The following is a 26,334-nucleotide window of genomic DNA, read 5'->3' on the forward strand; positions in this document are numbered from 1 at the left end:
CCTCTCTCGCGGAACCTCCATCATCCCGCACTGCGCAGGATGCCGCGGCGTCAGGCCGGCGCGGGAGGCTGCTGCGGAAGGGGCAGCTCGCGGTGGGCGAGGATCTGGCTGACCTCGACCTGGTCCACGAGGCACTCGTTGACGAGGTCGACGCTCGGGATGTTCGACAGGTGCATGGGCTCGTCGACCCCGTTGGCGAGCACGAGGGTCCCGGCACCCCAGAGCCGCTGGATCAGGCCGCGCTTGAGCTGGATCGAGTACCCGCGCACGTGCGTGAGCTCGCGCCGGCGCGGGATCAGGACCCCGGATCGCGCGATGACGCGCTTCGTGGTGATCGTCCAGGTGCGCGCCCACCACGCGAGGAAGGGCCACAGGGCGAGGAAGAAGAGCACGACGGCGGCGGCGGTCAGCAGCATCCAGTTCTCGAAGGGCGCGGGGAGGTTCCCGTAGAAGAAGCCGACGGCGCCGGCCACCGCGATGAGGACGAGCGACGGCCACACGAGCCGCCGCGCGTGGCTGCGGAAGCGAGCGACCCGCAGCTCCGGCGTGGGCACACCGGGAGCCGGGGTCAGAGGCCTGCCTCCGAACGCCGCCGGCTGGGTCATGCTCCCATTGTGGGGTTCCCCCGCCTCGGCGTGCACCGCCTCGCCGGGATCGACGCGCGGAAACGGCATTCAGCGGACGTGGACGACGTCGCCCGCCGACACCGCGGTGAGCACGTCCCCGGCGTCGGCGACGACGAGGCGGCCCTCCGCGTCGATCGACCGGGCCCGCCCCTCGAGCTTCGACCCGTCCGGGAGCGAGACGGTCACATCGCTGCCGATCGTGGAGCACAGCGCCTCGACGTCCGCATGGACGCCGGCTGCGACGGCGTCGCCGCCGGCTTCCACGAGCGCCGAGAGATGACCGTCGAGCGCGGTGAGGTAATCGGCCAGGAGGCGGTCGTCGTCGCACTCCAGCCCCGCGGCCTCGAACGACGTGGCGGTGGCGACGGGAAGATCAGTCCGGGGCATCCGCGTGTTGACGCCCGCCCCGATCACGACCGCGTCGGGCCGCCCGGGGATCGCCTCCGCGAGGATGCCGCAGAGCTTCGCGAGATCGAGCAGGACGTCGTTGGGCCACTTGAGGCGTGCGGCGTGACCCGTGCCGAGCAGCTGGTTCGCGACGGCGGTCGTCATCGCCGCACCCGCGACGAGCGGGATCCAGCCGCGCGACGCGGCCGGGATGCCGGGCACGCTCACGACGACCGACACTGCCAGGGCCGTGCCGGGCGGGGTCGTCCACGTGCGGTCGAGGCGCCCGCGGCCCGCACGCTGGTCGTTCGTGAGCAGGAGCGAGAGGTGCGGCCAGGCGTCCGGGTCGTCGATGACGGCGGCCACGACGTCGGCGTTGGTCGATCCGGTCGTGTCCACGACCTGGACGCGGGGGCTGACGGCGGCGGTGAGCGGATAGCCCTCGGCAGGGATCGACATGCCCTTCACCCTACGCACTGCGCTCGGCCGGGACGAGGGGTCCGCGGCGGGGGCGAGGAGCCGGCGCGGCGTCGACCGCGATCAGCGGTTCTTGAGGTCGTACAGGACGGTCCACAGCTCGCGGGACCCCCACTGGACCTTGTACCACGTGCGATTCGCGTCGTTGACCTGGATGGGCGTCCCCGCCGGCACCACGACGCTCGTCGGGCCGCCCGGGGATGTGCGCAGCGCCGTGGCGCGGACCGTGACCATCTGCTGCGCGGGGTAGCTCATCGCAGAGCCGAACGAGCCGTTGAAGTGCTGGTACACGGTCCTCGAGACGGCGCGGAGAGCCGCCTGCGGAGGTCCCTGGTCGCCGATGATCGAGATCAGGTAGGTCCCGGCCGGGCTGTAGACGACGGCGGTGTCGGCCTGGAGCAGTCCCGCGGCGATCCACAGCGCCCCCGGCTTGCTCGCCTGCGCGACGCCCGGCGGGATGCCCGACGGGATCCGCGTCCGGAAGATCTGGACCTCCATGAGCGACAGCAGGTGATCCGCGTACGGGCGGGAGAGCGCCGTGGCCTCCGTGAGCTGACTGATCAGCCGCACGAGGTCGTCCGTCGTGCTGCGGTTGCCCGCGTAGAGGACGCTCACGCCCGGCGCCACCGTCCCGTACGCCGTGTTGAGGAAGCCGGCGGCGCGGATCATGCGGTTGAGCTCCGCGATCCCGATCCAGTGGACGATGTCGGTGTGGCAGTAGTTGTCGGACACGTGGATCATCACGAACAGGCACGTGCTGACGTCGACGCCCGAGGGCAGCCGCGTCCCGAAGCCCGCCGAGCCGGTCTCGATCTTCTTCAGGGCGGCCCACGCGGCGAAGAGCTTCATCATGCTGGCGGGTTCCCGCCGGACGGAGCCGCCGATCTGCGCGTACTGGCCGAGCCCGCCGACCTCGCGGACGGTCACCGAGAACCCCGCGCCGCCGTTGTACTGCGACAGGGTCGACTGGATCGCCGACCGCAGGCGGCCTTCGCGCGCGATCCGCTCCTGCGTGCACGAGCGGTTGGCCGCCACTGCCGCCTCGAGCGATGACGTCGACCCGATCGCGGTGACGGGGATGCCGAGCGATGCGATGTGCGCCGAGACGTCGTCGCGCACGCAGACGCGGTCGGAGTAGTAGAGCTGCTGACCCGTCGCCGCCGCGAGCGCGGCGCCCAGCGCGACGTTGGCGGTGTAGGACGGGTTCGCGATGATCGCGCGCTGCGCGGGCTGCGAGCGCTCCGAGGCCATCGCGATGGCCGTCGCGAACCGGTCGCCGCTGCGTCTGCCGACACCGAAGCCCGCGGCGCGCAGCGAGCTCTCGTAGGCCGCCCCCATGGAGGCCGCACCTCCGACGATCACGAGATTCCGAGCGCCGACGGCGCGCAGAGCGTCGAGGGTCGCGGCGTCCGGGGCGGACGCGAGCCCGTCCACCAGCAGCGCCGCCTGTCCCGTCGCGGCGGCGGCCACCCACGCGAGCGGCGGACCGAGGAGCGCACCCTCGCCGCCGGCGAGGTAGACGGTGGAGGCCTGCCCACCGCGCTCCAGCAGAGCCATGCGCGACGTCTCGTACCGATCGGCGCCGACGAATCGGCGGACGTCGCGCGCGAGGCCGGCGAGCCGGTCGAGCACCGCGGCGGACACGTACTTGGCGCTGCCCACCACGACGACCGACGTCGGCCCGAGCCGGCTGATCTCGGCGGCCACGGCGGCGGGGACCGTCGACTTCTTGACGTAGAGGAGCGGGGCCGACAGCTGAGCCGCGAGCCCTGCCGCCAGCATCCCGCCGATGGCCTGGTCGCCCGATGCGATGAGCACCGTGTCGGCCCCGGCCGGGAAGGCGGCCTTCGATACGGCGACACTCAGCGCATAGCGGTCGCTGCCGGTCAGGCGGGACTGAGCCGGGATGACGGGGGCGATCGCCGATGCCTCCGGCAGGAGCGAGTCGCTCGAAGCGTCCTGCGCGACGAGGTCGTCCTCGGACTCCTCCGCGGACGGCGGTGCGGACTCTTCCTCGGGCGGCGGCGGCTCGGAAGGCTCGGGCGCCGGTGCGGTCGGCTCCGCGCCGGGCTCGGCGGGCGGAGCGCTCTCCTCCGGATCCGCGGGAGGAGTCTCGCCGGCGCCGCCGGGAGCGCTCGGACTCGGCGAAGGCGCAGGCGTCGACGGATCCGCGACGCCGAGAGAGGGTGCGGGAGACGGCGTCTCCTCGGCTGACACGGCCGCGGCGAGCGGCGGCGCCTGTCCGAATGCGGGGTCCACGACGCAGCTCAGGGCCGCGATCACCGCGACGACCACCGCACCTCGCCCGAACGTCCGCCGAGTCCCGCCACTCCGCCTCATCGTGCGGCAGACCCTACTACGGCGAGCTCTCGCGGTCACCCGGGTTGCGCGACCGGCGTCATCTGCCGCCGGCGCTCGCCCCGTGGGTCCGACAGCGGATGCCGCGTCCCCTTGTGCGAACCCTCCAACCGCTGGCGACGACCCGCCGATAGTGTGGAATCCGTGACCGAGAAGCCCGACCTCTCCACGACCGCCGGCAAGATCGCCGACCTTCGCGCCCGCTTCCAGGAGGCCGTCCTCGACGCCGAAGACACAGCGCGCACGAAGCAGCACGCGAAGGGCAAGGGCACGGCGCGCGAGCGCATCGAGCTCCTCGTCGACACCGGCTCCTTCGTCGAGTTCGACGAGTACGTCCGCCACCGCACGACGGCGTTCGGCATGGACCGGTCCCGCCCCTACGGCGACTCCGTCGTCACGGGCGTGGGCACGATCCACGGCCGCACGGTCGCCGTCTACGCGCAGGACTTCTCCACGTTCGGCGGCTCGCTCGGCGAGGCGGCCGGCGAGAAGATCATCAAGATCATGGAGCTCGCGATGCGCAACGGCATGCCGTGCGTCGGGATGCTGGACTCCGGCGGCGCCCGCATCCAGGAAGGCGTGATCGCGCTCGGCAAGTACGGCGAGATCTTCCGCCTCAACACGGCGGCATCCGGGGTCATCCCCCAGATCTCGATCATCATGGGCCCCGCCGCCGGCGGCGCCGTCTATTCACCGGCCCTCACGGACTTCGTCGTCATGGTCGACAAGACGAGCCAGATGTTCGTCACCGGTCCCGACGTCATCAAGACGGTCACGGGCGAGGACGTCGGGATGGAGGAGCTCGGCGGCGCGTACACGCACAACACGCGCTCGGGCGTCGCCCACTACCTCGCGGAGGACGAGGACGACGCCATCGACTACGTCCGGACGCTCCTGGGGTTCCTCCCCGACAACAACATGGCGGAGCTGCCGGTCTACGAGACCGAGTTCGAGTGGGAGACGACGGATGCCGATCGCACGCTGAACGCGATCATCCCCGACTCGCCCAACCAGCCGTACGACATCCACACCGTCATCGGACACATCGTCGATGCGGGCGACTTCCTCGAGGTGCAGCCGCTCTTCGCCCCCAACATCGTCATCGGATTCGGCCGCATCGAGGGGCGCACGGTGGGCATCATCGCCAACCAGCCCTCGCAGATGGCGGGGACGCTCAACATCGAGGCGGGCGAGAAGGCGAGCCGGTTCGTGCGCTTCTGCGACGCGTTCTCGGTCCCGATCGTGACGCTCGTCGACGTACCCGGCTACCTCCCCGGAACCGACCAGGAGTGGACCGGCGTCATCCGCCGCGGCGCCAAGCTCCTGTACGCGTACGCCGAGGCGACGGTCCCCCTCGTGACGGTCATCCTGCGCAAGGCGTACGGCGGCGCGTACATCGTCATGGGCTCCAAGCAGCTCGGCGCCGACGTCAACCTCGCGTGGCCGACCGCCGAGATCGCGGTCATGGGCGGCCAGGGCGCTGTGAACATCCTCTACCGCGGCGAGATCAAGCGCGCCGAGGAGGCCGGCGAGGACGTCGCCGCCGTCCGCACGCGCCTGGCCAACGAGTACACGTACAACGTCGCGTCGCCGTTCCTCGCGGCCGAGCGCGGTGAGCTGGACGGCATCATCGAGCCCGCCCAGACCCGCGTGTCGATCGCCAAGGCGCTGCGCGCGCTGCGCGGCAAGCGCGCGAGCCTGCCGCCCAAGAAGCACGGGAACATCCCCCTGTGAGCGCGACGGCGGACCAGACCCCCGACGGCGTCACCGTCGAGGTGCGCGGCGGCGCGCCGACGGCGGAGGAGCTCGCGGCGCTCATCGCCGTCGTGAGCGAGGCGTACGTCGAGGAGGCCGTCGGCGCCCTCGCCGAGGATGCCCGCACCCGCTCGGCCTGGGCGCTGTCGCAGCGCTCCTTCCGCGACCCGCTCCGCCGCGAGCTCGGCTGGGGCCGGTTCGGCGGGTGAGCCGCGCCAGCGGCTCGCCCGCCGAACCCGGTCATTGAGTAGCCGCCGAAGGCGGCGCATCGAAATGCGGCGGGTGACTGATGGGGGACACGATTTGTCCCCCGAAATACCTACAGACGCGATTCCCGCACCCGTCGATACTTGAAGTGCTGGAACGCTCTGCGTTCGGCTGACCTGACTGTCCCAAGCAGTCTCAGGTTCGGCCATGCGAACGGTTTTCGGGTAACCGTTCGCGGCGGGGGGCAGGCGTATCGCCGCCCCCCGCCCCTTCAGATTCCGCTCCCCGCCCCGGTTCCCCTCCCCCACCGGGACGGGGAGCGAGTTTTCCTCCGGGCCTCTTCCGCAGGCAGCACGCATGCAGGCCCGGGATGCTGTCGCCCGCGGATCCGCGGCTGACGCCGAGGGGTCAGTCCGGGTGTGCGATCTCGTGCCAGAGTTCGACAGCATCCTCATCGGAGAGTCCGCTGCCCGCGGCCGAGCGCCCGACGACCGTCACGGCGATCCGCTCGTCCGGCGACGTCCGGATGTACAGGCGGTCCGCCTGCGACGAGCGCAGCGTGTCGGCGAGCTGGGCGCGGATGACGGTGAGCGAGGCCTCGTCGAGACCGTCGAGTCCGCCCTCGTCGAGGACCGTCACGGTCGCGCCGCGGCGCCGTGCGAGCTCGAGCTGGGCCCGGACATCATCGTCGAGGAGGCGCGGGCCGCGCATCTCATCCCGCAGGGCCCCTTCGGCGATCCGCGCCTCGAGGCGCTGTGCGTCATCGAGTTCGCCTCCCGTCGCGACGGTGCGGCTCAGGACCGGCCCCGCCACGGCGAGCGCGCGCTGCACCTGGACGCGGCGCTCCCGCCCGCGGACGAGCTGAGCCGCCTGCCACGCGGAGGCGGCGCGCTGCAGCTGTGTCAGGTGCTCGGTGTCACGCGCTGCCCGGTCCATCGAGTACAGGAGCAGCTGGGCCGCCCCGACCCACACGATCGATCCGACCAGGCCGAGGCTCAGGGCGTCGACGACCCCCATCCACGCCATCGACGCGATGCCGAGCACGACGATCCCCGCCCACGCGATCCACGGACGGCGCCGCACCATGACGATAGTCATGAGCGCGCCGATGCCTCCGAGGTACCACGTCGCGAACGGCTCGTCGACGTTGGCCACTCCGACTCCCAGGACGATGCTCGTCGGGACGAGCACGGCGCATGCGAAGGCCAGGAGGCAGGCCCACACCGGAAGAGTCGTGGGCCCGTGCACGCCGATGGGCAGGCCCGGCCTGCCGTCGGGCCCCGGTCGAGGGCGCGGAGGGGGATTCCAGAAGATGCACAGCCACGTCGTGACGAGGTACAGGCTGAGGGCGACGACGATGACGAGGGGGAAGTCGACCGGCTCTGTCCACGCCAGGCCGCGCGCCGCCAGGTAGGCCGTGAAGGCGATGCCCAGGCCCGTCAGGACGGCGCGAACGCTGATCATGCGCCCGCCTCCCGCCACTCGATCCGCACGGTCGTGCCCCGCTCGCCCGAGGCGATCGACGCCGTTCCGCCGACGGCGGCCACGCGCGCGAGGATCGAGCCGCGGATGCCCAGCCGGTCATCCGGAACAGCCTCCAGATCGAAGCCCTCGCCGTTGTCCCTGACCTCGATGCGGATCCGCACGGGCTGCGGGACGGCGCGCACCGAGACCGTGAGGCCCACCCCGTCCGCGTGCTCGACGGCATTGGTGATCGCCTGCATCGCCGCGAGCGAGAGCGCCCGCGCCACGCGACCGGGCACGGACGGGTGCTCGCCGAGGATGGTCCGCTCGACCTGGATGTCGACGCCGAGCTCCCGCGCACCGCGCTCGATGTCGCCCGCGAGGGTCGCGGCATCCGTCGGCGCGTCGCTCCCCTCCTCAGGGTCCTGCTCGGCGTTGGCGAGCCGCGTGAGGGCCTCGCGGGCCATCGCGACCGCGAGACCGCGCTCGCGGTCCGTGTGGGCCCGCTCGGCGGCGATGAGGGCTGCGAGCACGCTGTCGTGCATGAGCGCCGCGACGGCCACCCGCTCCTTCTCCGCCGCGTCGGCTGCTGCGGCGGCACCGTACGACTCGACCGCGCGCATCCGCGTCTCGTCGACGTTGGCTGCCACGGAGCGGAAGACCCACGCGAGCGTCAGGAGGATGCCGCCGAGGATCAGCGCGAACGACACGTCGAGGAGGACGGGGATCCGGTCGGCACGTGCGAAGCCGCTCTGCGCGAGGCGGACGGCGCCGAACAGCAGGGGCAGGAGGATCGTCCAGGCGATCTGCATCGGAAGCGGAAAGGCGAGGACGCCCGCCACCGTGGCGACGTTGACGAGGTACCAGATCCACGGCTCCGTCCCCGGCTCGGGCGTCGAGCCGGCCGTCGCGATGGGCCACAGCACGAGCGAGACGAAGTAGACGAACGCGAAGATCCCCGCGAACACCTTGACGCCGCGGCCGATGAAGCACGCGATCAGCATGAGCGCGAGGGTGCCGAACGTCGCGATCACGAAGGCCTCGTGCCAGCCCGGCCCTTCGTCGGCGGGCGCGAACGACGTCAGCAGCGCCTGAAGGCCGAGGGCGAGGCATCCGAAACCCGCTGCTACGCCGATCGCACGCTCGATGCGGCGACGCGTGAACGAGCCGAGGCCTGCCGTGGTCTCTCGCGTCTGGGGGATGTGCCCCCAGGCGTCCTCGAGAACCCTGGATGCGGCGTCAGCCGTCACCCGCACCGCCTTCAGTGGCCTGCGCGAGGATGCCGTCCTCCATCGCGCGGCGGAGGAGGTCGACCTTCGTCGGCGCGGGGCGACCGACTTCGACGTACTTCACGCGCACCCGCGTGATGTTCTCCTTGGCCGTCGAGTACGCGACGCCGAGGCGGTCCGCGACGACCTTGAGGGGCAGGCCCGCCGCGTAGAGGCGCAGGACCTCGCGCTCGCGCGCGGACAGCTGCGCGTCGGCGAACGCCCGGTCGCCTTCCACGGCGCTGGCCCACTCGACGTTGTTGAGCGGCTCTCCGCGGGCGACGGTGCGGATCGCCGCGATGACGTCGCCGATCGGCGAGGCCTTGCTGACGACCCCGTCGGCGCCCGCCGCGAGCGCTTCGCGCACGGCGGCCGGGCGGTCGGCGACGCTGTGGATGATGACGCTGGAGCCCTGGGACGTCAGGTGCTGCACGTTCTCGGTCACGGTCGTGCCGTCGCCGAGAGTAAGGTCGAGCACCACGACGTCGGCGGGCTCGGAGCGGCTGTACGTGCGCCAGTCGAGGTAGGCGGTCACGGTGCTGCCGGAGAAGACGACGATCTCTGAGCCGCCACGTGCACACGCCGCTTCTAGCCCAAGGCGGACGGATTCGTGGTCGTCGATGAGGGCCACGCGGGTCATGCGCCCAGGCTAGCGCTCCGCGCCTTCCCGAGTCAGCGTCGCGACGGCTTCGACGTGGTGGGAGTGCGGGAAGAGGTCGAGTGCCGACACCCTCGCCGTCTCGTAGCCGGCGAGCCGGAAGGTCGCGAGGTCGCGCGCCAGCGCGACGGGGTCGCACGCGACGTAGACGACCGTGGCCGGTGCGAGGGCCGCGACGCCCTCCACGACCTCGCGGCCGGCACCCGCCCGCGGCGGGTCGAGCACGACGACGCCGCGCGACAGTCGCTCGCGCTGGAGATCGGAGGCCTCGGCCGCGAGCCTCGCGATCCACCGGTCGACCCGCTCGGTCTCGGCGCGCGCGCCGACCCACTCCGCGAGGTTCTCACCGGCGTGATCGGTCGCGCGCGGGTCGGACTCGACGCTCGTGACGCGCGTCGCCGGCCCGCCGAGGTCGCCCAGCGTCGCGGCGAACAGGCCCACGCCGCCGTACAGATCGAGGTGCCATGCATCGGGGTCGATCGCGGGTCCGTCGGGCTGCGTCTCGCGCAGCGCCGCGGCGACGTACGACGACAACGAGTGCGCGGCGAGGCGGTGCACCTGCCAGAAGCCGCCGGCATCCACCCGGAAGTCCCGGCCGTTCACCCGCTCCAGGACGGTCTCGAGCGCGGGGTCGTTCTTCGTCGGCGCCGCAGCGGGCGCTGGGGCTCGCCGGCCGCCGCGGCGCGGGCCGCCGCGGCGCGGGCGCTCCGTCTCGGGGCGGGGGATGACGCGGACACGCCCGTCGGCGGGCTGCACGAGGTCGAGCCGGCCGCGCCTGCCGCCCGCCGCCTGCAACGCGGCGCGGGCGACCGCGGGCGTCGCGAGGGGATGGTCGTCCACGGGGATGATCCGGTGGCTCCGTGCCGCGTACGGGCCGACGCGCCCCTCGTCGTCGACGTGCAGGCTCACGCGCGTCCGCCAGCCGGTTCCGTCATCGGTCTCCTGCGCGACGAGACCGCCCTCGGGCGAGAGGATCGGCAGCGCCCCCTCGATCGTCACGGCAGCGTCCGGCATCCCGCCGATGCGCTCGAGCGCGTCGAGGATGACCCGCGTCTTCAGCGCGCGCTGGTGGCCCAGCTCGATGTGGCCGAAGTCGGCGCCGCCGGGTCGCCGCTCCGGGGCCACGTCGACATCGGCCGCACGCCAGATGTGCGGACGGCGGTGGGGAGAGGCATCCATGATCTCGAGGGTCTCGCCGCGCCAGAACGAGGACTTGCCCGTGTCGGTGATACGGATCCGCACGCGCTCGCCGGGGATCGCATCGGGCACGAAGACGACGCGGCCTTCGTGGCGGCCGACGAAGACGCCGCCGTGGGCGACGTCCGTGACGTCGAGGTCGATGAGGTCGTCAGGCATGCATCCGACTCTCGCACAGCTGCACCTTGCGCGAGACTTCACGTTCGGGGCACGACACGCCGTCGCGGCGCCCCGTTCGCGAAGTCTCGCGCACCTGCGGGGCGCGTGGGGGTCGCCGGTAGCCTCGACGCATGCGCGTGCTGCTCGCCTCCACCTCACCCGCCCGGCTCATGCTGCTGCGACAGGCGGGGATCGTGCCCGAGACCCTGGCTCCCGACGTCGACGAGGAGTCCGTCATCGCGGCGGTCGAGGCCGCAGAGGGCCGCACGCTGACGCCCGCCGAGCACGTGCTGCTCCTGGCCAGGCGCAAGGCTGCGGACGTCGCGGCCCGGACGGCCTCGGAGGACCCCGCGTTCGACGGCATCGTCGTCGGCGGCGACTCCATGTTCGAGCTCGACGGCGAGATCCTCGGCAAGCCCTACACGCCAGAGGCGGCCACCCAGCGCTGGAGGGCCATGCGGGGTCGCACGGGCGTGCTGCACTCCGGCCACTCCGTCTACCGCCTGCGGCCGGGCGCGGACCCCCACGAGGCGCACGCCGTCGCCGAGGCATCCGTCACCTTCGCGGCGGATGTGACGGATGCCGAGATCGCCGCCTACGTCGGTTCGGGCGAGCCGCTGCACGTCGCGGGCGCGTTCACTATCGACAGCCTCGGCGGGCCCTTCATCGCGCGGGTCGAGGGCGATCCATCGACCGTCGTCGGGATGTCGCTCTCGACGCTGCGGACTCTCGTGCGGGACCTCGGCGTCGCGTGGCCGGACCTCTGGACGGGCTCGTAGACTCCCCCACACGTTCCGTGACGTTTCTTGTGCAGGGCGGCCAAAAGGGGAGCGGTCGCCGTCGGTAGGCTGGCAGGCATGCCTCAGATCGCCAAGGTGCTCGTCGCGAACCGCGGTGAGATCGCCGTCCGTGTCATCCGCGCGGCGCGCGACTCGGGTAAGGCCTCGGTCGCCGTCTACGCCGACCAGGACCGCGACGCGATGCACGCGCGCCTCGCCGACGAGGCGTACGCCCTCGGCGGCAGCACGAGCGCCGAGACGTACCTTTCGATCGAGAAGATCCTCTCCGTCGCGCGCCGGTCCGGCGCCGACGCCGTGCACCCGGGTTACGGCTTCCTCGCCGAAAACGCCGACTTCGCTCGCGCCGTCATCGCCGCCGGCCTGGTCTGGATCGGCCCCTCGCCGGAGGCCATCGAGGCGCTCGGCGACAAGGTGACGGCGCGCCACGTCGCCGAGAAGGTCGGCGCGCCCCTCGCGCCCGGCACCCCCGGTCCCGTCAGCGGCGCCGACGAGGTCCTCGCGTTCGTCGAGGAGCACGGCCTGCCGATCGCGATCAAGGCCGCCTACGGCGGCGGCGGACGCGGGCTCAAGGTTGCGCGCACGGTCGACGAAGTGCCCGAGCAGTTCGAGTCGGCCACGCGCGAGGCGATCACGGCGTTCGGCCGCGGCGAGTGCTTCGTCGAGAAGTACCTCGACAAGCCCCGCCACGTCGAGACGCAGTGCCTCGCGGATGCCGCGGGCAACGTCGTCGTCATCTCCACGCGCGACTGCTCGCTGCAGCGCCGGCACCAGAAGCTCGTCGAGGAGGCGCCCGCGCCGTTCCTGAGCGCCGAGCAGAACAAGACCCTGTACGACGCGTCGAAGGCGATCCTCAAGGAGGTGGGCTACGTCGGCGCGGGGACGTGCGAGTTCCTCATCGGCGCCGACGGCACGATCTCGTTCCTCGAGGTCAACACGCGGCTTCAGGTCGAGCATCCCGTCTCGGAGGAGGTCACGGGCATCGACCTCGTCCGCGAGCAGTTCCGCCTCGCGGAGGGCGAAGAGCTCGGCTACGACGACCCCGCGCCCGAAGGGCACTCGATCGAGTTCCGCATCAACGGCGAGGATCCCGGCCGCGGCTTCCTCCCGCAGCCCGGACCCATCAAGGTGTTCAAGACGTTCGGTGGCCCCGGCATCCGCCTCGACTCCGGCGTCACGGCCGGCGACAGCGTCAGCGGCGCCTTCGACTCCCTGCTCGGCAAGATCATCGTGACGGGCCGTGACCGCGACGAAGCGCTCGAGCGTGCGCGTCGCGCCCTCGACGAGTTCGAGGTTGGCGGGCTTCCGACCGTTCTCCCCTTCCACCGCAAGGTCGTGCGCGAGCCCGCCTTCACCGCCGAAGACGGGACGTTCGGGGTCTTCACTCGCTGGATCGAGACCGAGTTCGTCAACGACATCGCGCCGTGGGACGGCGAGCTCGGCGACGTGACTCCTCCCGAGGGCCGCCACACGGTCGTCGTCGAGGTGGCGGGCAAGCGCATCGAGGTCAGCCTGCCCGACCGCATCGTGGCGGCGCCCGTGGCCGCCGGCCGTCCGGCCGCCGTGCCGCCGTCGCGCCGCTCGCACGCCCAGACCGTCGTGGCCGGGGCATCCGGAGACGCCGTCAAGTCCCCGATGCAGGCGACGATCGTCAAGGTCGCGGTCGAGGAGGGGCAGCCCGTCGTCAAGGGCGACCTCGTCGTCGTGCTCGAGGCGATGAAGATGGAGCAGCCGATCCAGGCCCACAAGGACGGCGTCGTCGGCTCGATCGACGCGAATCCCGGCACGACAGTGTCGGCCGGGCACCAGCTCCTCACGATCTCCTAGATTCGAGGCCGGCTGCAGGTCCCCCGGTCGCGTGCACAGCCGCGGACCGGCGTGGCGACACGCCGCTTGAAGGCATCCGTCCCTCGGCGAGTCCCGCGGCGGATCCGCCGTTGTGCCTGCCGCAGACCGCGGAAGACCGAGGACCGGGCGGGCTGGCCTCAGGCGCCGTAGATCGCGTGGTCGACGACGTGCATCGCGCGCGCGGCGTCGGTGATGCTGCCTGACAGCGACGGGTACACGGCGAAGACGCGCGAGACCTGGTCGACCGTGAGGCGGCGCTCGACGGCGATCGCGATGGGGTAGATGAGCTCGGAGGCGCGCGGACCGACGATGACCCCGCCGATGACGCTGCCGCTGCCCTGGCGGGCGATGAGCTTGACGAACCCGTCCTTGATGCCCATCATCTTGGCGCGCGGGTTCGCTGCGAGCGGCAGCTTGTGCACGACGCCCTGGATGAGGCCTTCGGCGATGTCCTTCTCCTGCCAGCCGACGGTCGCGATCTCGGGGGCCGTGAAGATGTTCGACGTGATGCGCCGGCGCTCCAGCGGGATGACGACGTCGCCGAGCGCATGGAAGACCGCCGTGCGGCCCTGCATCGCGGCGACCGAGGCCAGCGGGACGAAGGTCGTGCAGTCCCCTGCGGCGTAGATGTTCGGCACGGAGGTGCGCGCGACGCGGTTCACCTGGATGTGCCCCGACTCCGTCATCTGGATGCCGGCCTGCTCGAGGCCGATGCCCTTCGTGTTGGGGACGGAGCCGACGGCCATGAGGCAGTGGCTGCCTTCGACCGTGCGACCGTCCGAGAGCGTCACGAGGACGCCGTCGCCGGTGTTCTCGACCTTGTCGGCCCGCGACTTCGACAGCAGCGTCATGCCGCCGCGCTTGAAGACCTTCTCGAGGACGGCCGCGGCATCCGAGTCCTCGCCCGGGAGCACCTGATCGCGGCTCGAGACGAGCGTCACCTTCGAGCCGAGGTTCATGTACGCGCCCGCGAACTCGGCGCCCGTGACGCCGGAGCCGACCACGATGAGGTGCTCGGGCAGCGCCTGCATGTCGTAGAGCTGCGTCCACGTGAGGATGCGCTTCCCGTCGGGCTTGGCGGTCGGCAGCTCGCGCGGCGACGCGCCGACCGAGACGACGAGGGTGTCGGCCTCGATGCGGTCGAAGTCGGTGCCGCCCGGGCCCGTCGACACGACGAGTGCGTTCTCGCCCTCGAGTCGTCCGCAGCCCGAGATGATCCGCACGCCGGCCTCGACGAGCGAGGCCCGCATGTCGTCGGACTGCTGGCGCGCGAGCGACAGGAGCCGCTTGTTGACCGCCGTGAGGTTGATCGCGATCTCGGGCTTGAGGGGCTTCCCGTCCTTGCCCTTCGCGAACAGCTGCACGCCGAGATCGCTCGCGCCGGCGATCGCGACGGCGGCGTCGGCGGTCGCGATGAGCGACTTGGACGGCACGACGTCGGTGATGACGGCCGAGCCGCCGATGCCCGCCTGCTCGACGAGGGTGACCTCGGCCCCGAGCTGTGCGGCGGCCAGGGCCGCCTCGTAGCCGCCGGGGCCTCCGCCGATGATCGCGACGCTCTGGGTGCGCTCGAAGCTCACAGACATGACTCCCATTCTCACCCCCTGCGCCACCGGAGCCGCATTCAGCGACCGACGGATGCCGTCATCGGGCGATCGACGGCGTCTGGCCCCCGGCATCCCGCCCTCCCTAGAGTGGGCTCATGTCAGACCAGACCGAGAACCCCCTTGACGACCCGACCGCCGACCCCTTCGCGGTCGCTTCGACGGCCGCCGCCGACATCGCGCGGATCACAGGGGTCGAGCGCCACGACATCGCCCTCACGCTGGGCAGCGGCTGGGGAGCCGCGGCCGATCTCATCGGCGACACGACGGCCGCGTTCCCGGCGACGGAGGTCACGGGGTTCAGCGCGCCGGCTCTGGAGGGCCATGTCGGGACGCTCCGCAGCATCCTGACGGCGAAGGGGAAGCGGGTCCTCGTGATCGGTGCGAGGACGCATTTCTACGAGGGTCACGGCGTCCGCCGCGTCGTGCACAGCGTCCGCACCGCGGCCGCGACCGGCGCGCGGACGATGGTGCTGACCAACGGCGCGGGCGGCATCAAGCACACGTGGAAGCCCGGCACGCCCGTCCTCATCAGCGACCACATCAACCTCACCGCCGCGACCCCGCTCGAGGGCGCGACGTTCATCGATCTGACCGACCTCTACTCGATGCGGCTGCGCGACCTCGCGCGCACGGTCGACCCGAGCCTCGACGAGGGCGTGTACTGCCAGTTCACGGGACCGCAGTACGAGACGCCGGCCGAAGTGCAGATGGCCAAGGCGGTCGGCGGCCACATTGTCGGCATGTCGACGGCCCTGGAGGCGATCGCCGCCCGCCAGGCCGGCATGGAGATCCTCGGCTTCACGCTCGTGACGAACATGGCGGCGGGCATCCAGACGACGCCGCTCAGCCACGAGGAGGTGATGGAGGCCGGGCGAGCCGCGGGCCCGGTCATCTCGTCGCTGCTGGCCCGAGTGATCGGACTGCTGTGAGCGCCGCGCTCGAGCAGGCGCGCGCCTGGCTCGCGCAGGACCCCGATCCGGCCACGCGCGGAGAGCTCGAGACGCTCATCGCCCAGGTCGAGGAAGGGGATGCCGCGGCCACGGCCGACCTCGAGGACCGCTTCGCCGGCCGGCTCGCATTCGGCACGGCCGGTCTCCGCGGGCGACTGGGCGCCGGCAGCAACCGCATGAACCGCGTGCTCGTCGCACAGGCTGCGGCGGGCCTCGCGGCGTACGTGCTCGAGCGCACGGGCGACGACCGGCAGGCGACGATCGTCATCGGCTACGACGGCCGGCGCAACTCCGACGTCTTCGCGCGGGACTCGGCGGAGATCTTCGCCGGAGCCGGGATCCGGGCGCTCCTGCTGCCCCGGCTCCTGCCGACGCCCGTGCTCGCCTTCGCCGTGCGGCACCTCGGCGCCGACGCCGGCGTCATGGTCACCGCGAGCCACAACCCGCCGGACGACAACGGGTACAAGGTCTATCTCGGCGGAGCGGACGATGGAGCGCAGATCGTCCCGCCCGCCGACGCCGAGATCGCCGCGCACATCCAGCGCGTCGCGGACGAGGCGAACGCCCCCGCCATCCCGCGCATGCTCGCGTACGAGACGGCCCCCGAGTCCGTCGTCGAGGCGTACATCCGGGCCACGGCCGCCGTCGCGCCCGCACCCGCGGGCGCCGAGGGCCTCTCGTGGGCGTACACCGCGATGCACGGCGTCGGCTGGGAGACGCTGGCACGCATCCTCGAGACCGCAGGCTATCCCGCCCCCACACTCGTCGAGGCGCAGATCCAACCGGACGGCGCCTTCCCGACCGTCGCATTCCCCAACCCGGAGGAGCCGGGCGCGATGGACCTCGCGTTCCAGACCGCGCGCGAGACCGGGGCCGAGCTCATCATCGCGAACGACCCCGACGCCGACCGCCTCGCCGTCGCCCTCCCGGACGACACCGCCGACGGCGGCTGGCGCCGGCTCACGGGCAACGAGATCGGTCTGCTGCTGGGCTGGCGGGCGGCGCAGCTCGCGACCGCCGAGGTCGAGGCGGCGCCCGGCGAAGAGCCGGACCAGGACGCCCCGGCGGGAGAGCCGGACCAGGACGCGCCTGCCGAAGAGCCGGACCAGGACGCGCCTGCCGAAGAGCCGGACCAGGACGCCCCGGCGGGAGAGCCGGACCACGACGCGCCTGCCGAAGCGCCCGAAGAGGACGCGCCCGGCGAAGGGCCCCACCAGGACGGGCCTGCCGAAGCGCCCGCCCAGGAAGCGCCTGCCGAAGAGCCGGAGCGGGATGCTGCTCCCCGACCGTCGCTCGCGTGCTCGCTGGTCTCGTCCCCAGGTCTGCAGACCATCGCCGAGCACTACGGCCTCGACTTCCACGCGACCCTCACGGGCTTCAAGTGGATCTCGCGCGCACCCGGCATCGTGTTCGGGTTCGAGGAGGCGCTCGGATACCTCGTGAATCCCGAGACTGTGCGCGACAAGGACGGGATCTCCGCCGCCGTCGCGATGCTGGGTCTCGTGGCCGACGCGCACGGGCGGGGCAGCTCGCTCGCCGGACTCCTCGAGGAGTTCGAGCAGATCTTCGGGTACTTCGCGAGCGACCAGATCTCGATCCGGGTCGAGGACCTCGGGATCATCGCGCGGATCATGAGCGGACTGCGGGAGCAGCATCCGTCCCGCATCGGCGAGGTCCCTGTCACGCAGGTCGACGACCTGGCCGAGGGCTTCGAGGATCTGCCGCCCGGTGACGTGCTGCGCCTGTGGCTCGAGGACGGCTCGCGCGTCATCGTGCGCCCGAGCGGCACCGAGCCGAAGCTCAAGGCCTACCTCGACGTGCGCGGCGACTCGGCGGAGGATGCGCGACACCGGCTCTCCGCGCTCGCGAGCGGCGTGCGGGTGCTCCTCGACGAGCACGCGTGACGCGCCGCCGCGCTGGGCTCGGCCCGCCGCGCCCGCGGGCCTAGGCTCGTGAGCGTGCTGTTCACCGACCCGATAACGCTCGAGAACGACTGGGTGCGGCTCGAGCCGCTCTCGCCCGCGCACCGGGACGACCTCGCCGAGGCCACGACAGGGCTCGAGTACGCCTGGTACACGTCGGCGCCGACCCCCGACGGCATGGCGGCCGAGATCGAGCGGCGCCTCGCCTGGCACGCGGCAGGCGAGATGAACCCGTGGGCCGTGCGTCGCCTCTCGACCGGCCGCGTCGTCGGGATGACGACGTTCTGCAGCGTCGATCAGCCCAACCGGCACGTCGAGATCGGCTACACGTGGCTGTCGCCGACGGCGCAGCGCAGCGAGGTCAACTCCGCCGCGAAGCTGCTGCTCCTCGGCCACGCATTCGAGGCGTGCGGCGCGATCGCGGTCGAGCTGCGCACGCACTGGCACAACCGCCAGTCGCGCGAGGCCATCGCGAGGCTCGGCGCCAAGCAGGACGGGGTCCTGCGAAATCACCGCCTCGGCCCGGACGGGTCGCTGCGCGACACGGTGGTCTTCTCGATCCTCCCGCACGAGTGGCCGGCCGTCCGGCTCGGCCTGGAGGCTCGGCTCGCCCGCGGCTGAGGTTGTCGAGGCCTGGATCGGCCGCTCGCCGGCTTGTCTCAGGCTCCCCTCTCGTCGAGGCGAGCGGAGGCGAACCGACGGGCAGAGGGCCGGATCGCGGCATCCCGTCCTCCCTCCCTCGAACCCCCTCCGCCCACGGATGCGGGCCGAGCCCGGTCGGGCCCGGCAGCGACGCGGCCGGGCTGAGGCTTCGACGGGCTCAGGCCCGACAGGCTCAGGCTTCGACAGGCTCAGCCGTCGACGACGGCGACGAGCTCGTCGAGGAACGCCGGGAAGTCCGTGCCGCGTCGGACGATCCGCTGGACGGACTCGCGCTCCGAGAACACCTCGACGAGCTGCTCGAACACCGTCTGGAACGCCTCGCGGTCGGTCTCGCTGAACGCGACGAGCGCGACGACCTGCACGCGGCCGTCGCCCCACGGGATCGACGGGTCGGCGATGCCCACGGCGATCGCGGTGCGCGTCGCTGTCATGCCGAGTGCGTGCGGCACGGCGAGGGCGTCAGTGAACGCCGTCGACGACAGGTGCTCGCGCTGGATGGCCCGCTCGATGTAGTCGTCGTCGATGATCCCGTGTGAGACGAGCGCCGCCCCGAGTCGGCGGATGACGCCCTCCTCGCCGGGCTCGGCATCCAGTCCCCGCACGAAGGCGGAAGGCTCGAAGTAGCGCTCGAGCTCGCCGCGCAGCCGCGCGAGCCGGCGACCACGGCGGATGCGCCCCGCGGCGGCCTGGACGCGCTCGATGTCGCCGTCGGTGAGGAACGGCTGGATCCGCACGACGCGATCCGCCGAGACCCCCGGTCCCGGGTCGATCGTCGTGAGCACGAGATCCGTGTCGATCGAAGACCACTCCGGGTCGACGCGCGTCTCGACGCCGACGACCTCGATCGCCTGGCCGAGCGAGCGGTCCACCGACGACCGCAGCAGCTCGTGCAGCTCGTAGTAGCCGGGGCACACGATCGTCGCGGTCAGCAGCTGATCGGCACGACGGCTGCGCTCGAGCCGCCCGCCGACGTGCATCGCGATGTACGCGATCTCATCGTCGAGGAGCGGGATGCCGAGGCTCTCGTGCAGCCCGTTGGCGATGTAGACGGCGACCTCGAAGATCATCGGATACGACGCCTTGAGCGAGCGCGTGAGCGGATTGCGCGACCAGGCCTCCTCGCGAGCGCGCAGGCGCAGGTTCTGCACGTGCAGCGCGAGCCGCAGGATGAAGTCCTCGTGGACGATGTCGACGAGGAACTCGGATGCCGCGGCCTCGACGATCGCCCGGACGGCCCGCTCCACCTCGGGCTCGAGGCGTTCGCGCACGTGCATGCGCGGCGCGGTCGCACCGGGCGCGACCACGCGCGTCAGCACGAGCGACGCGAGGTGCTGGAGGTCGGCGGTCCCGAGGTCGACGCCGAGGTGCGTCGAGGCGAGCTCGGCGAGGATCGCGGCCACCTCTGCGTTGGCGGGCGAGACCGAGAGCGAGTCCCCCTCGAGCGCGCGGTGCTGAGCCGTCCGGTCGGCGGCGATCGCGATGTGCATCACGACGTCGGCGATGCCGTACTCGTTGACGAAGTATCCGAGCGCGCCCAGCCGCGCGACCAGGTCGGTCTTGAACGGGCCGAACGCGCGGGCCCCCACCGAGGCGTCGCCGAGAGTGCGGCGCAGCGCGTCGAGGTCGAACGAGCCGGCGTCCATCTCGTCGTGCGCGAGGCGGCTCATGAGGCGCCGCTGGGCCATCTCGGTGCCGCGCAGGCGCGCGCGCGAGGCCGAGCGCTCGAGCGTGAGCTGAGTCCCGCCGAGGAGCCCGCGAACCCTCGCGAGGTCGGCGTCGAGCGTCGCGGACGAGACGTGCAGGCGGTCGGCCGTCTCGAACACGTCGACACCGTCGGGCTCATCCAGCAGCGATCGGACGAGCGTGTGCAGGCGGTCGCGGGGGGTGGCGGCATCCCCCGTCCCGTTGGCCCGCATCGCAGAGCCCGCGTCCGCACCGGCACGGTAGCCGAGGGGCCCCGATTCGATCGCGGAGCCCGACGGGACCCGGGCGTTGATCGCGGTCACGTAGGAGCGGATGCTGCGCGGCGTGACTCCGAGCGCGTCGGCGAGCGTCGCCGCCGTCGCCCATTCGCCGTCCCGGGCGAGCAGGGCGATGAGGCGGTCCTGCCTGGGTCTGGTCACGATCCCTCCGCGCCGCGCGCCGCCTGTGCACGCGGATCCAGTCAACCACGCGTGACAACCCGCGGCGCCGCGGCACGACGGCCGCCTTCCGCGGGGGCGGAAAGAGACATGGTTGTCGGCTCCCAGCGTTTTCACAAGAATGGCCACACAGAGGAGGCGGGTCGATGAGGATCCTCGTGGTCTGCGGTGCGGGAGCGTCGAGCACGTTCGTCGCCCAGCGTGTGCGCCATGCCGCGAGCGAGGTCGGCCTCGCCTACTCGGCCTTCGCCGGCACCGAGCACTCCCTCCCGATCGACCTCGACTCCGCCGACGTCGTCCTCGTGGGACCCCACCTCGCGCACGCCATCCCGAGGATCGAGCGGGATGCCGCGACCCGGGGCACGACTGTCGTGCTGCTGCCCTCCGACATCTTCAACGACCTCGACGGCACGCGCACGCTCGCGCTCGTGCGCGAAGCGCTCGAGCGCGAGGCATCGACCGCGCCTCCGACCGAACCGACCGACTGACGCTGTACCGACCGAGAGGAAACGACATGCCTGAGATCTCCCGCACCGTGCGGATCGGCTCGTCCCACGGACTGCACGCCCGGCCCGCGAAGCTCTTCGCGCAGGCCGCGAAGGACGCCGGCATCCCGATCACGATCGCGAAGGACTCCGGCACACCCGTCAACGCGGCGAGCATCCTGGGCGTCATCGCGCTCGGCGTCGAGCAGGGCGACTACGTGACGCTGACCGCCGACGGCGACGGCGCCGAGGCGGCCCTCGACACGCTCGCCGAGCTCCTCACGACCGACCACGACGCGGAGTAGGCCATGGCAGAGCTGCGAGGAGTCGGAATCGGCCTGGGTGTCGCCCAGGGTCCCGTCGCGCGCATGGCGGAGCCGCTGCCCGCCCCCGGTGACGGGCCGAGCACGCTGAGCGCCGAGGAGGAGACGGCGCGCGTGCGCGAGGCGGTCGCGGGCGTCGCGCGCGAGCTCGAGGCGCGCGGCGAGCAGGCGGGCGGCGCGGCTCGCGACGTGCTCGAGGCGCAGGCCATGATGGCGGAGGACCCCACCCTCGAGAGCGAGGTCGACACACGCATCGCCGCGGGGAAGACCGGCGAGTTCGCGGTGTTCGACGCCTTCGCGTCGTTCCGCGACCAGCTCACGGCGCTCGGCGGGTACCTCGGCGAGCGCGCCGCCGATCTCGACGATGTCGCCCAGCGCGTCATCGCGCGGCTGCGCGGTGTCCCGGCTCCGGGCGTCCCGGACCCCGGGCATCCGTTCGTGCTCGTCGCGAAGGATCTCGCGCCGGCCGACACGGCCCTGCTCGACCTCGAGAAGGTGCTCGCGCTCGTGACGACCGAGGGCGGACCCACGTCGCACACGGCGATCCTCGCGCGCGAGAAGTCCATCGTGGCGGTGGTCGGCGTCGCGGCGGCGAAGGATCTCGCAGACGGCGAGACGGTCATCGTCGATGCCGCGGCCGGGGTCGTCACGAGCGAGCCGACGGCGGACGAGCTCGAGCGGGCGCAGAACCGCGCGGACGCCCGCGCGGCGCAGGCATCGGCTCCGGTCACTCCCGGCGCGCTCGCGGACGGGACGGCGATCCCGCTGCTGGCGAACCTCGGCAAGCCCGAGGGCGCGGCGGAGGCCGTCGCGCTCGGCGCGGAGGGCGTCGGACTGTTCCGGACCGAGTTCCTCTTCCTGAGCTCGAGCCAAGCGCCCACGGTCGAGCAGCAGCGCGAGGCGTATACGACTCTGCTCTCGGCGTTCCCGGGCAAGAAGGTCGTGGTGCGGGTGCTCGACGCGGGGGCCGACAAGCCGCTCGCGTTCCTCAATGACGCGCACGAGGAGAATCCCGCACTGGGTCTCCGCGGCATCCGTGCCCTGCGCGCGAGCGAGGACATCCTGCGCGAGCAGCTCACGGCCCTCGCGGAGGCGGATGCCGCCACCCGGCAGACACCCGACGGCCCCGCCGATCTGTGGGTCATGGCCCCCATGATCGCGACCGTCGAGGAGACGGAGTACTTCACCGGTCTCGCGCGCGAATACGGCATCAAGACCGCGGGCGTCATGGTGGAGGTGCCCTCGTCGGCACTTCTGGCGGACAGGATCCTCACGACGGCGGACTTCGCCTCCATCGGGACGAACGACCTGACGCAGTACACGCTCGCCGCCGACCGGCTGCTCGGCTCGGTCGCCTCGTTCCAGGATCCGTGGCACCCCGCGGTCCTCCGGCTCATCCGCGAGGTGGGCCAGGCCGGACGCGAGAACGGCAAGCCCGTCGGGATCTGCGGCGAGGCGGCCGCCGACCCGCTGCTCGCCGTCGTCCTCGTGGGCCTCGGCGCCACGAGCCTGTCGATGGCTCCCACTGCCCTCGCCGACGTCCGCGCGTCGCTGCTGGAATACACCCTCGCCGAGGCGCGCGGAATCGCCGAGGCAGCCCTCGCCGCAGACGATGCGGCGTCAGCCCGAACGGCGGCCCGAGAGGCCGCGACCCGAGAGGCCGCGGCGCGCGGCTAGAGCGGCCGCCTCCCGCGGCCAGGGACAACCAGGAAACAAAGAGGAGACAGCAATGACAACGGCGTCAACGCCCACCACGGGCAGCCGGGCGCGGGTCGGAGTACAGCGCTTCGGCACGTTCCTGTCCGGCATGATCATGCCGAACATCCCCGCGCTCATCGCGTGGGGCATCTTCACGGCGTTCTTCATCGAGGTGGGCTGGACGCCCAACGCGGCCCTCGCGACGATCGTCGGCCCGTTCATCCACTATCTGCTGCCGCTGATCATCGCCTACACGGGCGGCAGCATGGTCTACAACGTCCGCGGCGGCGTGGTCGGCGCGATCGCCACGATGGGCGCCATCGCGGGGTCGGACTACATCGTCGACCAGTTCAACGCGGGCCTCGAAGAGGGAGCGTCCCAGCTCGGACAGGTCCACATGTTCATCGGCGCGATGATCCTCGGACCGCTCGCCGCCTGGACGATGAAGTGGCTCGACTCGCTCTGGGAGGGCAAGATCCGGGCGGGCTTCGAGATGCTCGTCAACATGTTCTCGGCGGGCATCTGGGGCTTCGCGATGGCGATCGTGGGCTTCTACCCCGTCGCGATCTTCGTGAACTGGATCATGGCCGTCCTCGGACGCGGCGTCGAATGGCTCGTGGAGATGAACCTCCTGCCGCTCACGAGCGTCCTGATCGAGCCGGCCAAGGTGTTCTTCCTCAACAACGCGATCAACCACGGCGTCCTGACGCCCCTCGGTCTCGCGCAGGCGGCGGAAGAGGGCTCGTCCATCCTGTTCCTCCTCGAGGCCAACCCCGGCCCCGGTGTCGGACTCCTCCTGGCGTTCACGTTCTTCGGGATCGGCGCGGCGCGGGCCTCGGCTCCCGGTGCCGCCGTCATCCAGTTCTTCGGCGGCATCCACGAGGTGTACTTCCCGTACGCGCTCATGAAGCCGATCCTGATCCTCGCCCTCATCGCGGGCGGCGCGACGGGCGTCACGACGAACATGCTCCTCGGTGGTGCGCTGCGGGCCCCGGCGGCGCCGGGCAGCATCATCGCGGTCCTCCTGCAGACGGCGCCAGGGGCGTACTTCGCCGTGATCCTGTCAGTCATCCTGTCGGCGACGGTGACGTTCCTCATCGCCGGCCTCATCCTCCGGGCCTCGCGCAAGCGCGACCTCGAGGCGATGGCGCTGACCGACGACGCCTTCGGCGCGGCGATCACCCAGACCGAGGCCGCCAAGGGCAAGAGCTCCGACGCCCTCGCGAACCTCCGCGGCGGCGCGGCCACGCAGGCCGACGGCATGGGCGGCCCGGCGGTGGGCACGGAGCGCCAGATCAAGAGCATCGTGTTCGCGTGCGACGCCGGCATGGGGTCGTCCGCCATGGGCGCGAGCGTCCTGCGCAACAAGATCAAGAAGGCGGGCATCGAGGATGTCACGGTCGTCAACAAGGCGATCGCGAACCTCGACGGGTCCGCCGACCTCGTGATCACGCAGAACCAGCTCACGGACCGCGCGAAGCACATGACGCCCGACTCGGTCCACGTGTCGGTCGACAACTTCATGAACTCGCCGCGTTACGACGAGGTGGTGGATCTGGTCAAGGCCCAGCACGGGAACCAGTCCTAGACCGGAAGCTCTCCGGGGTCGGATGCGCGCGATGCCCCGGCCCCGGAGTCTTCCATGACAGCATCCGCAACGATTGAAAGGCGATTGACATGGCACGTGAGGTTCTCAGCATCGGGCAGGTCCGGATCCACTCTTCGAGGACGTCCAAGGAGGACGCGATGAGGGAGGCCGCCGACATCCTGGAAGCCGCCGGCGCCGTCACGAGCGCCTACTTCGACGCGATGCAGCAGCGCGAGCAGACGGTCTCGACCTACATGGGCAACGAGCTGGCGATCCCGCACGGCACGAACGACACCAAGAGCGCGATCCTCGACTCGGCACTGTCTGTCGTCCGCTACGACGGCGGGGTCGACTGGGACGGCGAGCCCGTCACGTTCGTCATCGGCATCGCCGGCAAGGGCGACGAGCACCTCGAGATCCTGTCGCAGATCGCGATCCTGTTCTCCGACGAGGACGAGGTCGAGCGTCTCAAGTCGGCGCAGTCGCCCGAAGAGCTGTTCCAGATGCTCAGCGCGGTCAACGAGTCATGAAGGCCGTCCACTTCGGCGCGGGCAACATCGGCCGCGGCTTCGTCGGCCTGCTCCTGCATCAGGGCGGCTACGAGCTGGTCTTCTCGGATGTCGCCGCCCCGCTCGTCGACGCGATCAACGAGGTCTCGGAGTACACCGTGCACGAGGTGGGCGAGGGCGGCGTCGACACCGTGGTCACCGGCTTCCGCGCCATCAACAGCGCGACGGATCCGGATGCTGTCGTCGACGAGATCGCGAGCGCCGATGTCGTGACGACCGCCGTGGGCCCGACGATCCTTAAGTTCGTCGCTCCGCACATCCTGAAGGGTCTCGGGCTGCGCAACCCCTCCGCTGCTCCACTCCAGGTCATGGCCTGCGAGAACGCCATCAACGCGACCGACCTCCTGCGCGACGAGATCCGCGCGCAGGCGGGCGACGCGTGGGACGCGATCCAGGGACGCGCCGTGTTCGCGAACACGGCCGTCGACCGCATCGTGCCGGCCCAGCCCGCCGACGCGGGCGTGGATGTCACGGTCGAGCCCTTCTACGAGTGGGCGATCGAGCGCCCGCCGTTCGGCGACGCGCCCCCCAGCATCCCGGGCGCGCACTTCGTCGACGACCTGGGGCCCTACATCGAGCGCAAGCTCTTCACGGTCAACACGGGCCACGCGACGACGGCCTACTTCGGCGCGCAGGCCGGCGTCGAGACGATCGCCGCGGCGCTCGCGGACGACTCGATCGCGGCACGGGTCTCGGCGGCGCTCGAAGAGACCTCGGCGCTCCTCGCCGCGAAGCACGGCCTGGCCGCCGACGATCTCGCGCAGTACCGCGCGACGATCCTGCGCCGGTTCCGCAACGACGCGCTGCCCGACACGGTGTGGCGGGTCGGCCGGCAGCCGCTGCGGAAGCTCTCACGGCACGAGCGGTTCATCGGCCCCGCGGCCGAGGCGGCCGAGCGCGGGCTCTCCACGACGGCGCTCGTCGCCGCGATCGGTGCAGCCCTCGCGTTCGACGACGCCGAGGACGAGCAGTCCGTCCAGCTCCAGGCCCAGCTCCGCGAGCAGGATGCTGCGACCTTCACGGCCGCCGTCACAGGGCTCGAGCCCGAGCATCCGCTCTTCCCGCAGGTCGAGGCGGTCGTCGCCGCCCGTCAGTCCGAGCTCGCCGGAACCTGACCACCCCCTCGCCCCGAGGCCCGCCGCGGGCAGCATCTTGACGATCGTGCCGGTGCCGAGGGCGAACGCGCC

General features: G+C 71.9%; 22 protein-coding genes. 13 read left to right on the top strand and 9 right to left on the bottom strand.

Annotated features, from left to right (window positions below; genetic code table 11):
• Positions 1-50 precede the first annotated feature (50 nt).
• The 3 genes from ABZ477_RS12765 to ABZ477_RS12775 all read right to left on the bottom strand — a co-directional run bounded on the left by ABZ477_RS12765 (position 51) and on the right by ABZ477_RS12775 (position 3,830).
• Complete coding sequence (locus ABZ477_RS12765; RefSeq protein ID WP_360133344.1) at positions 51-605, bottom strand: PH domain-containing protein; 555 nt, start codon at positions 603-605, stop codon at positions 51-53.
• A gap of 69 nt (positions 606-674) precedes the next feature.
• The gene (locus ABZ477_RS12770; protein WP_360133347.1) at positions 675-1,472 is read right to left on the bottom strand and encodes a biotin--[acetyl-CoA-carboxylase] ligase; all 798 of its coding nucleotides are present in this window, start codon (positions 1,470-1,472) and stop codon (positions 675-677) included.
• 81 nt (positions 1,473-1,553) lie between these two features.
• Positions 1,554-3,830, bottom strand: coding sequence for a serine hydrolase (locus tag ABZ477_RS12775; RefSeq protein ID WP_360133350.1), 2,277 nt, complete (start codon positions 3,828-3,830; stop codon positions 1,554-1,556).
• 153 nt (positions 3,831-3,983) lie between these two features.
• Between ABZ477_RS12775 and ABZ477_RS12780 the strand changes: the two genes are divergently transcribed.
• Positions 3,984-5,582 carry an acyl-CoA carboxylase subunit beta gene (locus tag ABZ477_RS12780; protein WP_360133353.1) on the top strand — a complete coding sequence of 533 codons (1,599 nt, stop codon included), beginning with the start codon at positions 3,984-3,986 and terminating at the stop codon, positions 5,580-5,582.
• The gene (locus ABZ477_RS12785) at positions 5,579-5,812 is read left to right on the top strand and encodes an acyl-CoA carboxylase subunit epsilon (RefSeq protein WP_360133356.1); all 234 of its coding nucleotides are present in this window, start codon (positions 5,579-5,581) and stop codon (positions 5,810-5,812) included. The genes ABZ477_RS12780 and ABZ477_RS12785 overlap by 4 nt, the downstream gene beginning before the upstream one ends.
• 406 nt (positions 5,813-6,218) lie before the next feature.
• On the opposite strand, the gene ABZ477_RS12790 is transcribed toward ABZ477_RS12785, so the two are convergent.
• The 4 genes from ABZ477_RS12790 to ABZ477_RS12805 are packed head-to-tail and all read right to left on the bottom strand — an operon-like array spanning position 6,219 to position 10,556.
• On the bottom strand, positions 6,219-7,274 hold the full coding sequence (locus tag ABZ477_RS12790; protein ID WP_360133359.1) for a hypothetical protein: 1,056 nt from the start codon (positions 7,272-7,274) through the stop codon (positions 6,219-6,221).
• Complete coding sequence (locus tag ABZ477_RS12795; RefSeq protein WP_360133362.1) at positions 7,271-8,524, bottom strand: ATP-binding protein; 1,254 nt, start codon at positions 8,522-8,524, stop codon at positions 7,271-7,273. Before ABZ477_RS12795 ends, ABZ477_RS12790 begins: the two co-directional genes overlap by 4 nt.
• Positions 8,514-9,182: a response regulator transcription factor gene (locus ABZ477_RS12800; RefSeq protein WP_360133365.1), complete on the bottom strand. Its 669-nt coding sequence runs from the start codon at positions 9,180-9,182 to the stop codon at positions 8,514-8,516. Before ABZ477_RS12800 ends, ABZ477_RS12795 begins: the two co-directional genes overlap by 11 nt.
• A gap of 9 nt (positions 9,183-9,191) precedes the next feature.
• Positions 9,192-10,556 (bottom strand): TRAM domain-containing protein, encoded by a 1,365-nt coding sequence (locus ABZ477_RS12805; protein ID WP_360133368.1) that lies wholly within the window; start codon positions 10,554-10,556, stop codon positions 9,192-9,194.
• Between the two features lie 131 nt (positions 10,557-10,687).
• On the opposite strand from ABZ477_RS12805, the gene ABZ477_RS12810 reads away from it, so the two are divergent.
• Together ABZ477_RS12810 and ABZ477_RS12815 are read left to right on the top strand one after the other, a co-directional pair.
• Positions 10,688-11,335: a Maf family protein gene (locus ABZ477_RS12810; RefSeq protein WP_360133371.1), complete on the top strand. Its 648-nt coding sequence runs from the start codon at positions 10,688-10,690 to the stop codon at positions 11,333-11,335.
• 78 nt (positions 11,336-11,413) lie between these two features.
• Entirely contained in the window at positions 11,414-13,180 is a 1,767-nt protein-coding gene (locus ABZ477_RS12815; protein ID WP_360133374.1) for a biotin carboxylase N-terminal domain-containing protein, read from the top strand.
• Positions 13,181-13,338: 158 nt separating this feature from the next.
• On the opposite strand, the gene ABZ477_RS12820 is transcribed toward ABZ477_RS12815, so the two are convergent.
• Positions 13,339-14,787, bottom strand: a complete 1,449-nt coding sequence (locus tag ABZ477_RS12820) for an NAD(P)H-quinone dehydrogenase (RefSeq protein ID WP_360133377.1) — start codon at positions 14,785-14,787, stop codon at positions 13,339-13,341.
• Positions 14,788-14,903: 116 nt separating this feature from the next.
• On the opposite strand from ABZ477_RS12820, the gene ABZ477_RS12825 reads away from it, so the two are divergent.
• The 3 genes from ABZ477_RS12825 to ABZ477_RS12835 are packed head-to-tail and all read left to right on the top strand — an operon-like array spanning position 14,904 to position 18,301.
• Positions 14,904-15,737, top strand: coding sequence for a purine-nucleoside phosphorylase (locus ABZ477_RS12825; RefSeq protein WP_360133380.1), 834 nt, complete (start codon positions 14,904-14,906; stop codon positions 15,735-15,737).
• A complete protein-coding gene (locus ABZ477_RS12830; RefSeq protein WP_360133383.1) occupies positions 15,734-17,662 on the top strand; it encodes a phospho-sugar mutase in 1,929 nt (642 codons plus the stop codon). Before ABZ477_RS12825 ends, ABZ477_RS12830 begins: the two co-directional genes overlap by 4 nt.
• Before the next feature lie 54 nt (positions 17,663-17,716).
• Complete coding sequence (locus ABZ477_RS12835; protein WP_360133386.1) at positions 17,717-18,301, top strand: GNAT family protein; 585 nt, start codon at positions 17,717-17,719, stop codon at positions 18,299-18,301.
• A gap of 230 nt (positions 18,302-18,531) precedes the next feature.
• Here the strand turns inward: ABZ477_RS12835 and ABZ477_RS12840 are convergent, their stop codons facing one another.
• Positions 18,532-20,466: a PTS sugar transporter subunit IIA gene (locus tag ABZ477_RS12840; RefSeq protein WP_360133389.1), complete on the bottom strand. Its 1,935-nt coding sequence runs from the start codon at positions 20,464-20,466 to the stop codon at positions 18,532-18,534.
• A 164-nt stretch (positions 20,467-20,630) separates the two neighbouring features.
• On the opposite strand from ABZ477_RS12840, the gene ABZ477_RS12845 reads away from it, so the two are divergent.
• From ABZ477_RS12845 to ABZ477_RS12870, 6 genes are all read left to right on the top strand, one after another.
• Positions 20,631-20,972, top strand: a complete 342-nt coding sequence (locus ABZ477_RS12845) for a PTS sugar transporter (protein ID WP_360133392.1) — start codon at positions 20,631-20,633, stop codon at positions 20,970-20,972.
• A 26-nt stretch (positions 20,973-20,998) separates the two neighbouring features.
• Positions 20,999-21,274 carry an HPr family phosphocarrier protein gene (locus ABZ477_RS12850; RefSeq protein ID WP_360133395.1) on the top strand — a complete coding sequence of 92 codons (276 nt, stop codon included), beginning with the start codon at positions 20,999-21,001 and terminating at the stop codon, positions 21,272-21,274.
• 3 nt (positions 21,275-21,277) lie between these two features.
• Entirely contained in the window at positions 21,278-22,969 is a 1,692-nt protein-coding gene (gene ptsP / locus ABZ477_RS12855) for a phosphoenolpyruvate--protein phosphotransferase (protein WP_360133398.1), read from the top strand.
• A 52-nt stretch (positions 22,970-23,021) separates the two neighbouring features.
• Complete coding sequence (locus tag ABZ477_RS12860) at positions 23,022-24,578, top strand: PTS mannitol transporter subunit IICB (protein ID WP_360133401.1); 1,557 nt, start codon at positions 23,022-23,024, stop codon at positions 24,576-24,578.
• A gap of 89 nt (positions 24,579-24,667) precedes the next feature.
• Positions 24,668-25,108: a PTS sugar transporter subunit IIA gene (locus ABZ477_RS12865; protein ID WP_360133404.1), complete on the top strand. Its 441-nt coding sequence runs from the start codon at positions 24,668-24,670 to the stop codon at positions 25,106-25,108.
• Positions 25,105-26,262: a mannitol-1-phosphate 5-dehydrogenase gene (locus ABZ477_RS12870; RefSeq protein WP_360133407.1), complete on the top strand. Its 1,158-nt coding sequence runs from the start codon at positions 25,105-25,107 to the stop codon at positions 26,260-26,262. Before ABZ477_RS12865 ends, ABZ477_RS12870 begins: the two co-directional genes overlap by 4 nt.
• Positions 26,263-26,334: the final 72 nt, after the last annotated feature.

The sequence above is a fragment of the Microbacterium sp. NPDC019599 genome (genome assembly GCF_040632175.1).
In the GTDB taxonomy this organism is placed as follows: Bacteria; Actinomycetota; Actinomycetes; order Actinomycetales; family Microbacteriaceae; genus Microbacterium.

Bases quoted from the DNA above. Each gene is read 5' to 3' on its own strand.
- ABZ477_RS12765 (WP_360133344.1), bottom strand. From the start codon at position 605: ATGACCCAGCCGGCGGCGTTCGGAGGCAGGCCTCTGACCCCGGCTCCC.
- ABZ477_RS12770 (WP_360133347.1), bottom strand. From the start codon at position 1,472: ATGTCGATCCCTGCCGAGGGCTATCCGCTCACCGCCGCCGTCAGCCCC.
- ABZ477_RS12775 (WP_360133350.1), bottom strand. From the start codon at position 3,830: ATGAGGCGGAGTGGCGGGACTCGGCGGACGTTCGGGCGAGGTGCGGTG.
- ABZ477_RS12790 (WP_360133359.1), bottom strand. From the start codon at position 7,274: ATGATCAGCGTTCGCGCCGTCCTGACGGGCCTGGGCATCGCCTTCACG.
- ABZ477_RS12800 (WP_360133365.1), bottom strand. From the start codon at position 9,182: ATGACCCGCGTGGCCCTCATCGACGACCACGAATCCGTCCGCCTTGGG.
- ABZ477_RS12805 (WP_360133368.1), bottom strand. From the start codon at position 10,556: ATGCCTGACGACCTCATCGACCTCGACGTCACGGACGTCGCCCACGGC.
- ABZ477_RS12810 (WP_360133371.1), top strand. From the start codon at position 10,688: ATGCGCGTGCTGCTCGCCTCCACCTCACCCGCCCGGCTCATGCTGCTG.
- ABZ477_RS12815 (WP_360133374.1), top strand. From the start codon at position 11,414: ATGCCTCAGATCGCCAAGGTGCTCGTCGCGAACCGCGGTGAGATCGCC.
- ABZ477_RS12820 (WP_360133377.1), bottom strand. From the start codon at position 14,787: ATGTCTGTGAGCTTCGAGCGCACCCAGAGCGTCGCGATCATCGGCGGA.
- ABZ477_RS12825 (WP_360133380.1), top strand. From the start codon at position 14,904: ATGTCAGACCAGACCGAGAACCCCCTTGACGACCCGACCGCCGACCCC.
- ABZ477_RS12845 (WP_360133392.1), top strand. From the start codon at position 20,631: ATGAGGATCCTCGTGGTCTGCGGTGCGGGAGCGTCGAGCACGTTCGTC.
- ABZ477_RS12850 (WP_360133395.1), top strand. From the start codon at position 20,999: ATGCCTGAGATCTCCCGCACCGTGCGGATCGGCTCGTCCCACGGACTG.
- ptsP (WP_360133398.1), top strand. From the start codon at position 21,278: ATGGCAGAGCTGCGAGGAGTCGGAATCGGCCTGGGTGTCGCCCAGGGT.
- ABZ477_RS12860 (WP_360133401.1), top strand. From the start codon at position 23,022: ATGACAACGGCGTCAACGCCCACCACGGGCAGCCGGGCGCGGGTCGGA.
- ABZ477_RS12865 (WP_360133404.1), top strand. From the start codon at position 24,668: ATGGCACGTGAGGTTCTCAGCATCGGGCAGGTCCGGATCCACTCTTCG.
- ABZ477_RS12870 (WP_360133407.1), top strand. From the start codon at position 25,105: ATGAAGGCCGTCCACTTCGGCGCGGGCAACATCGGCCGCGGCTTCGTC.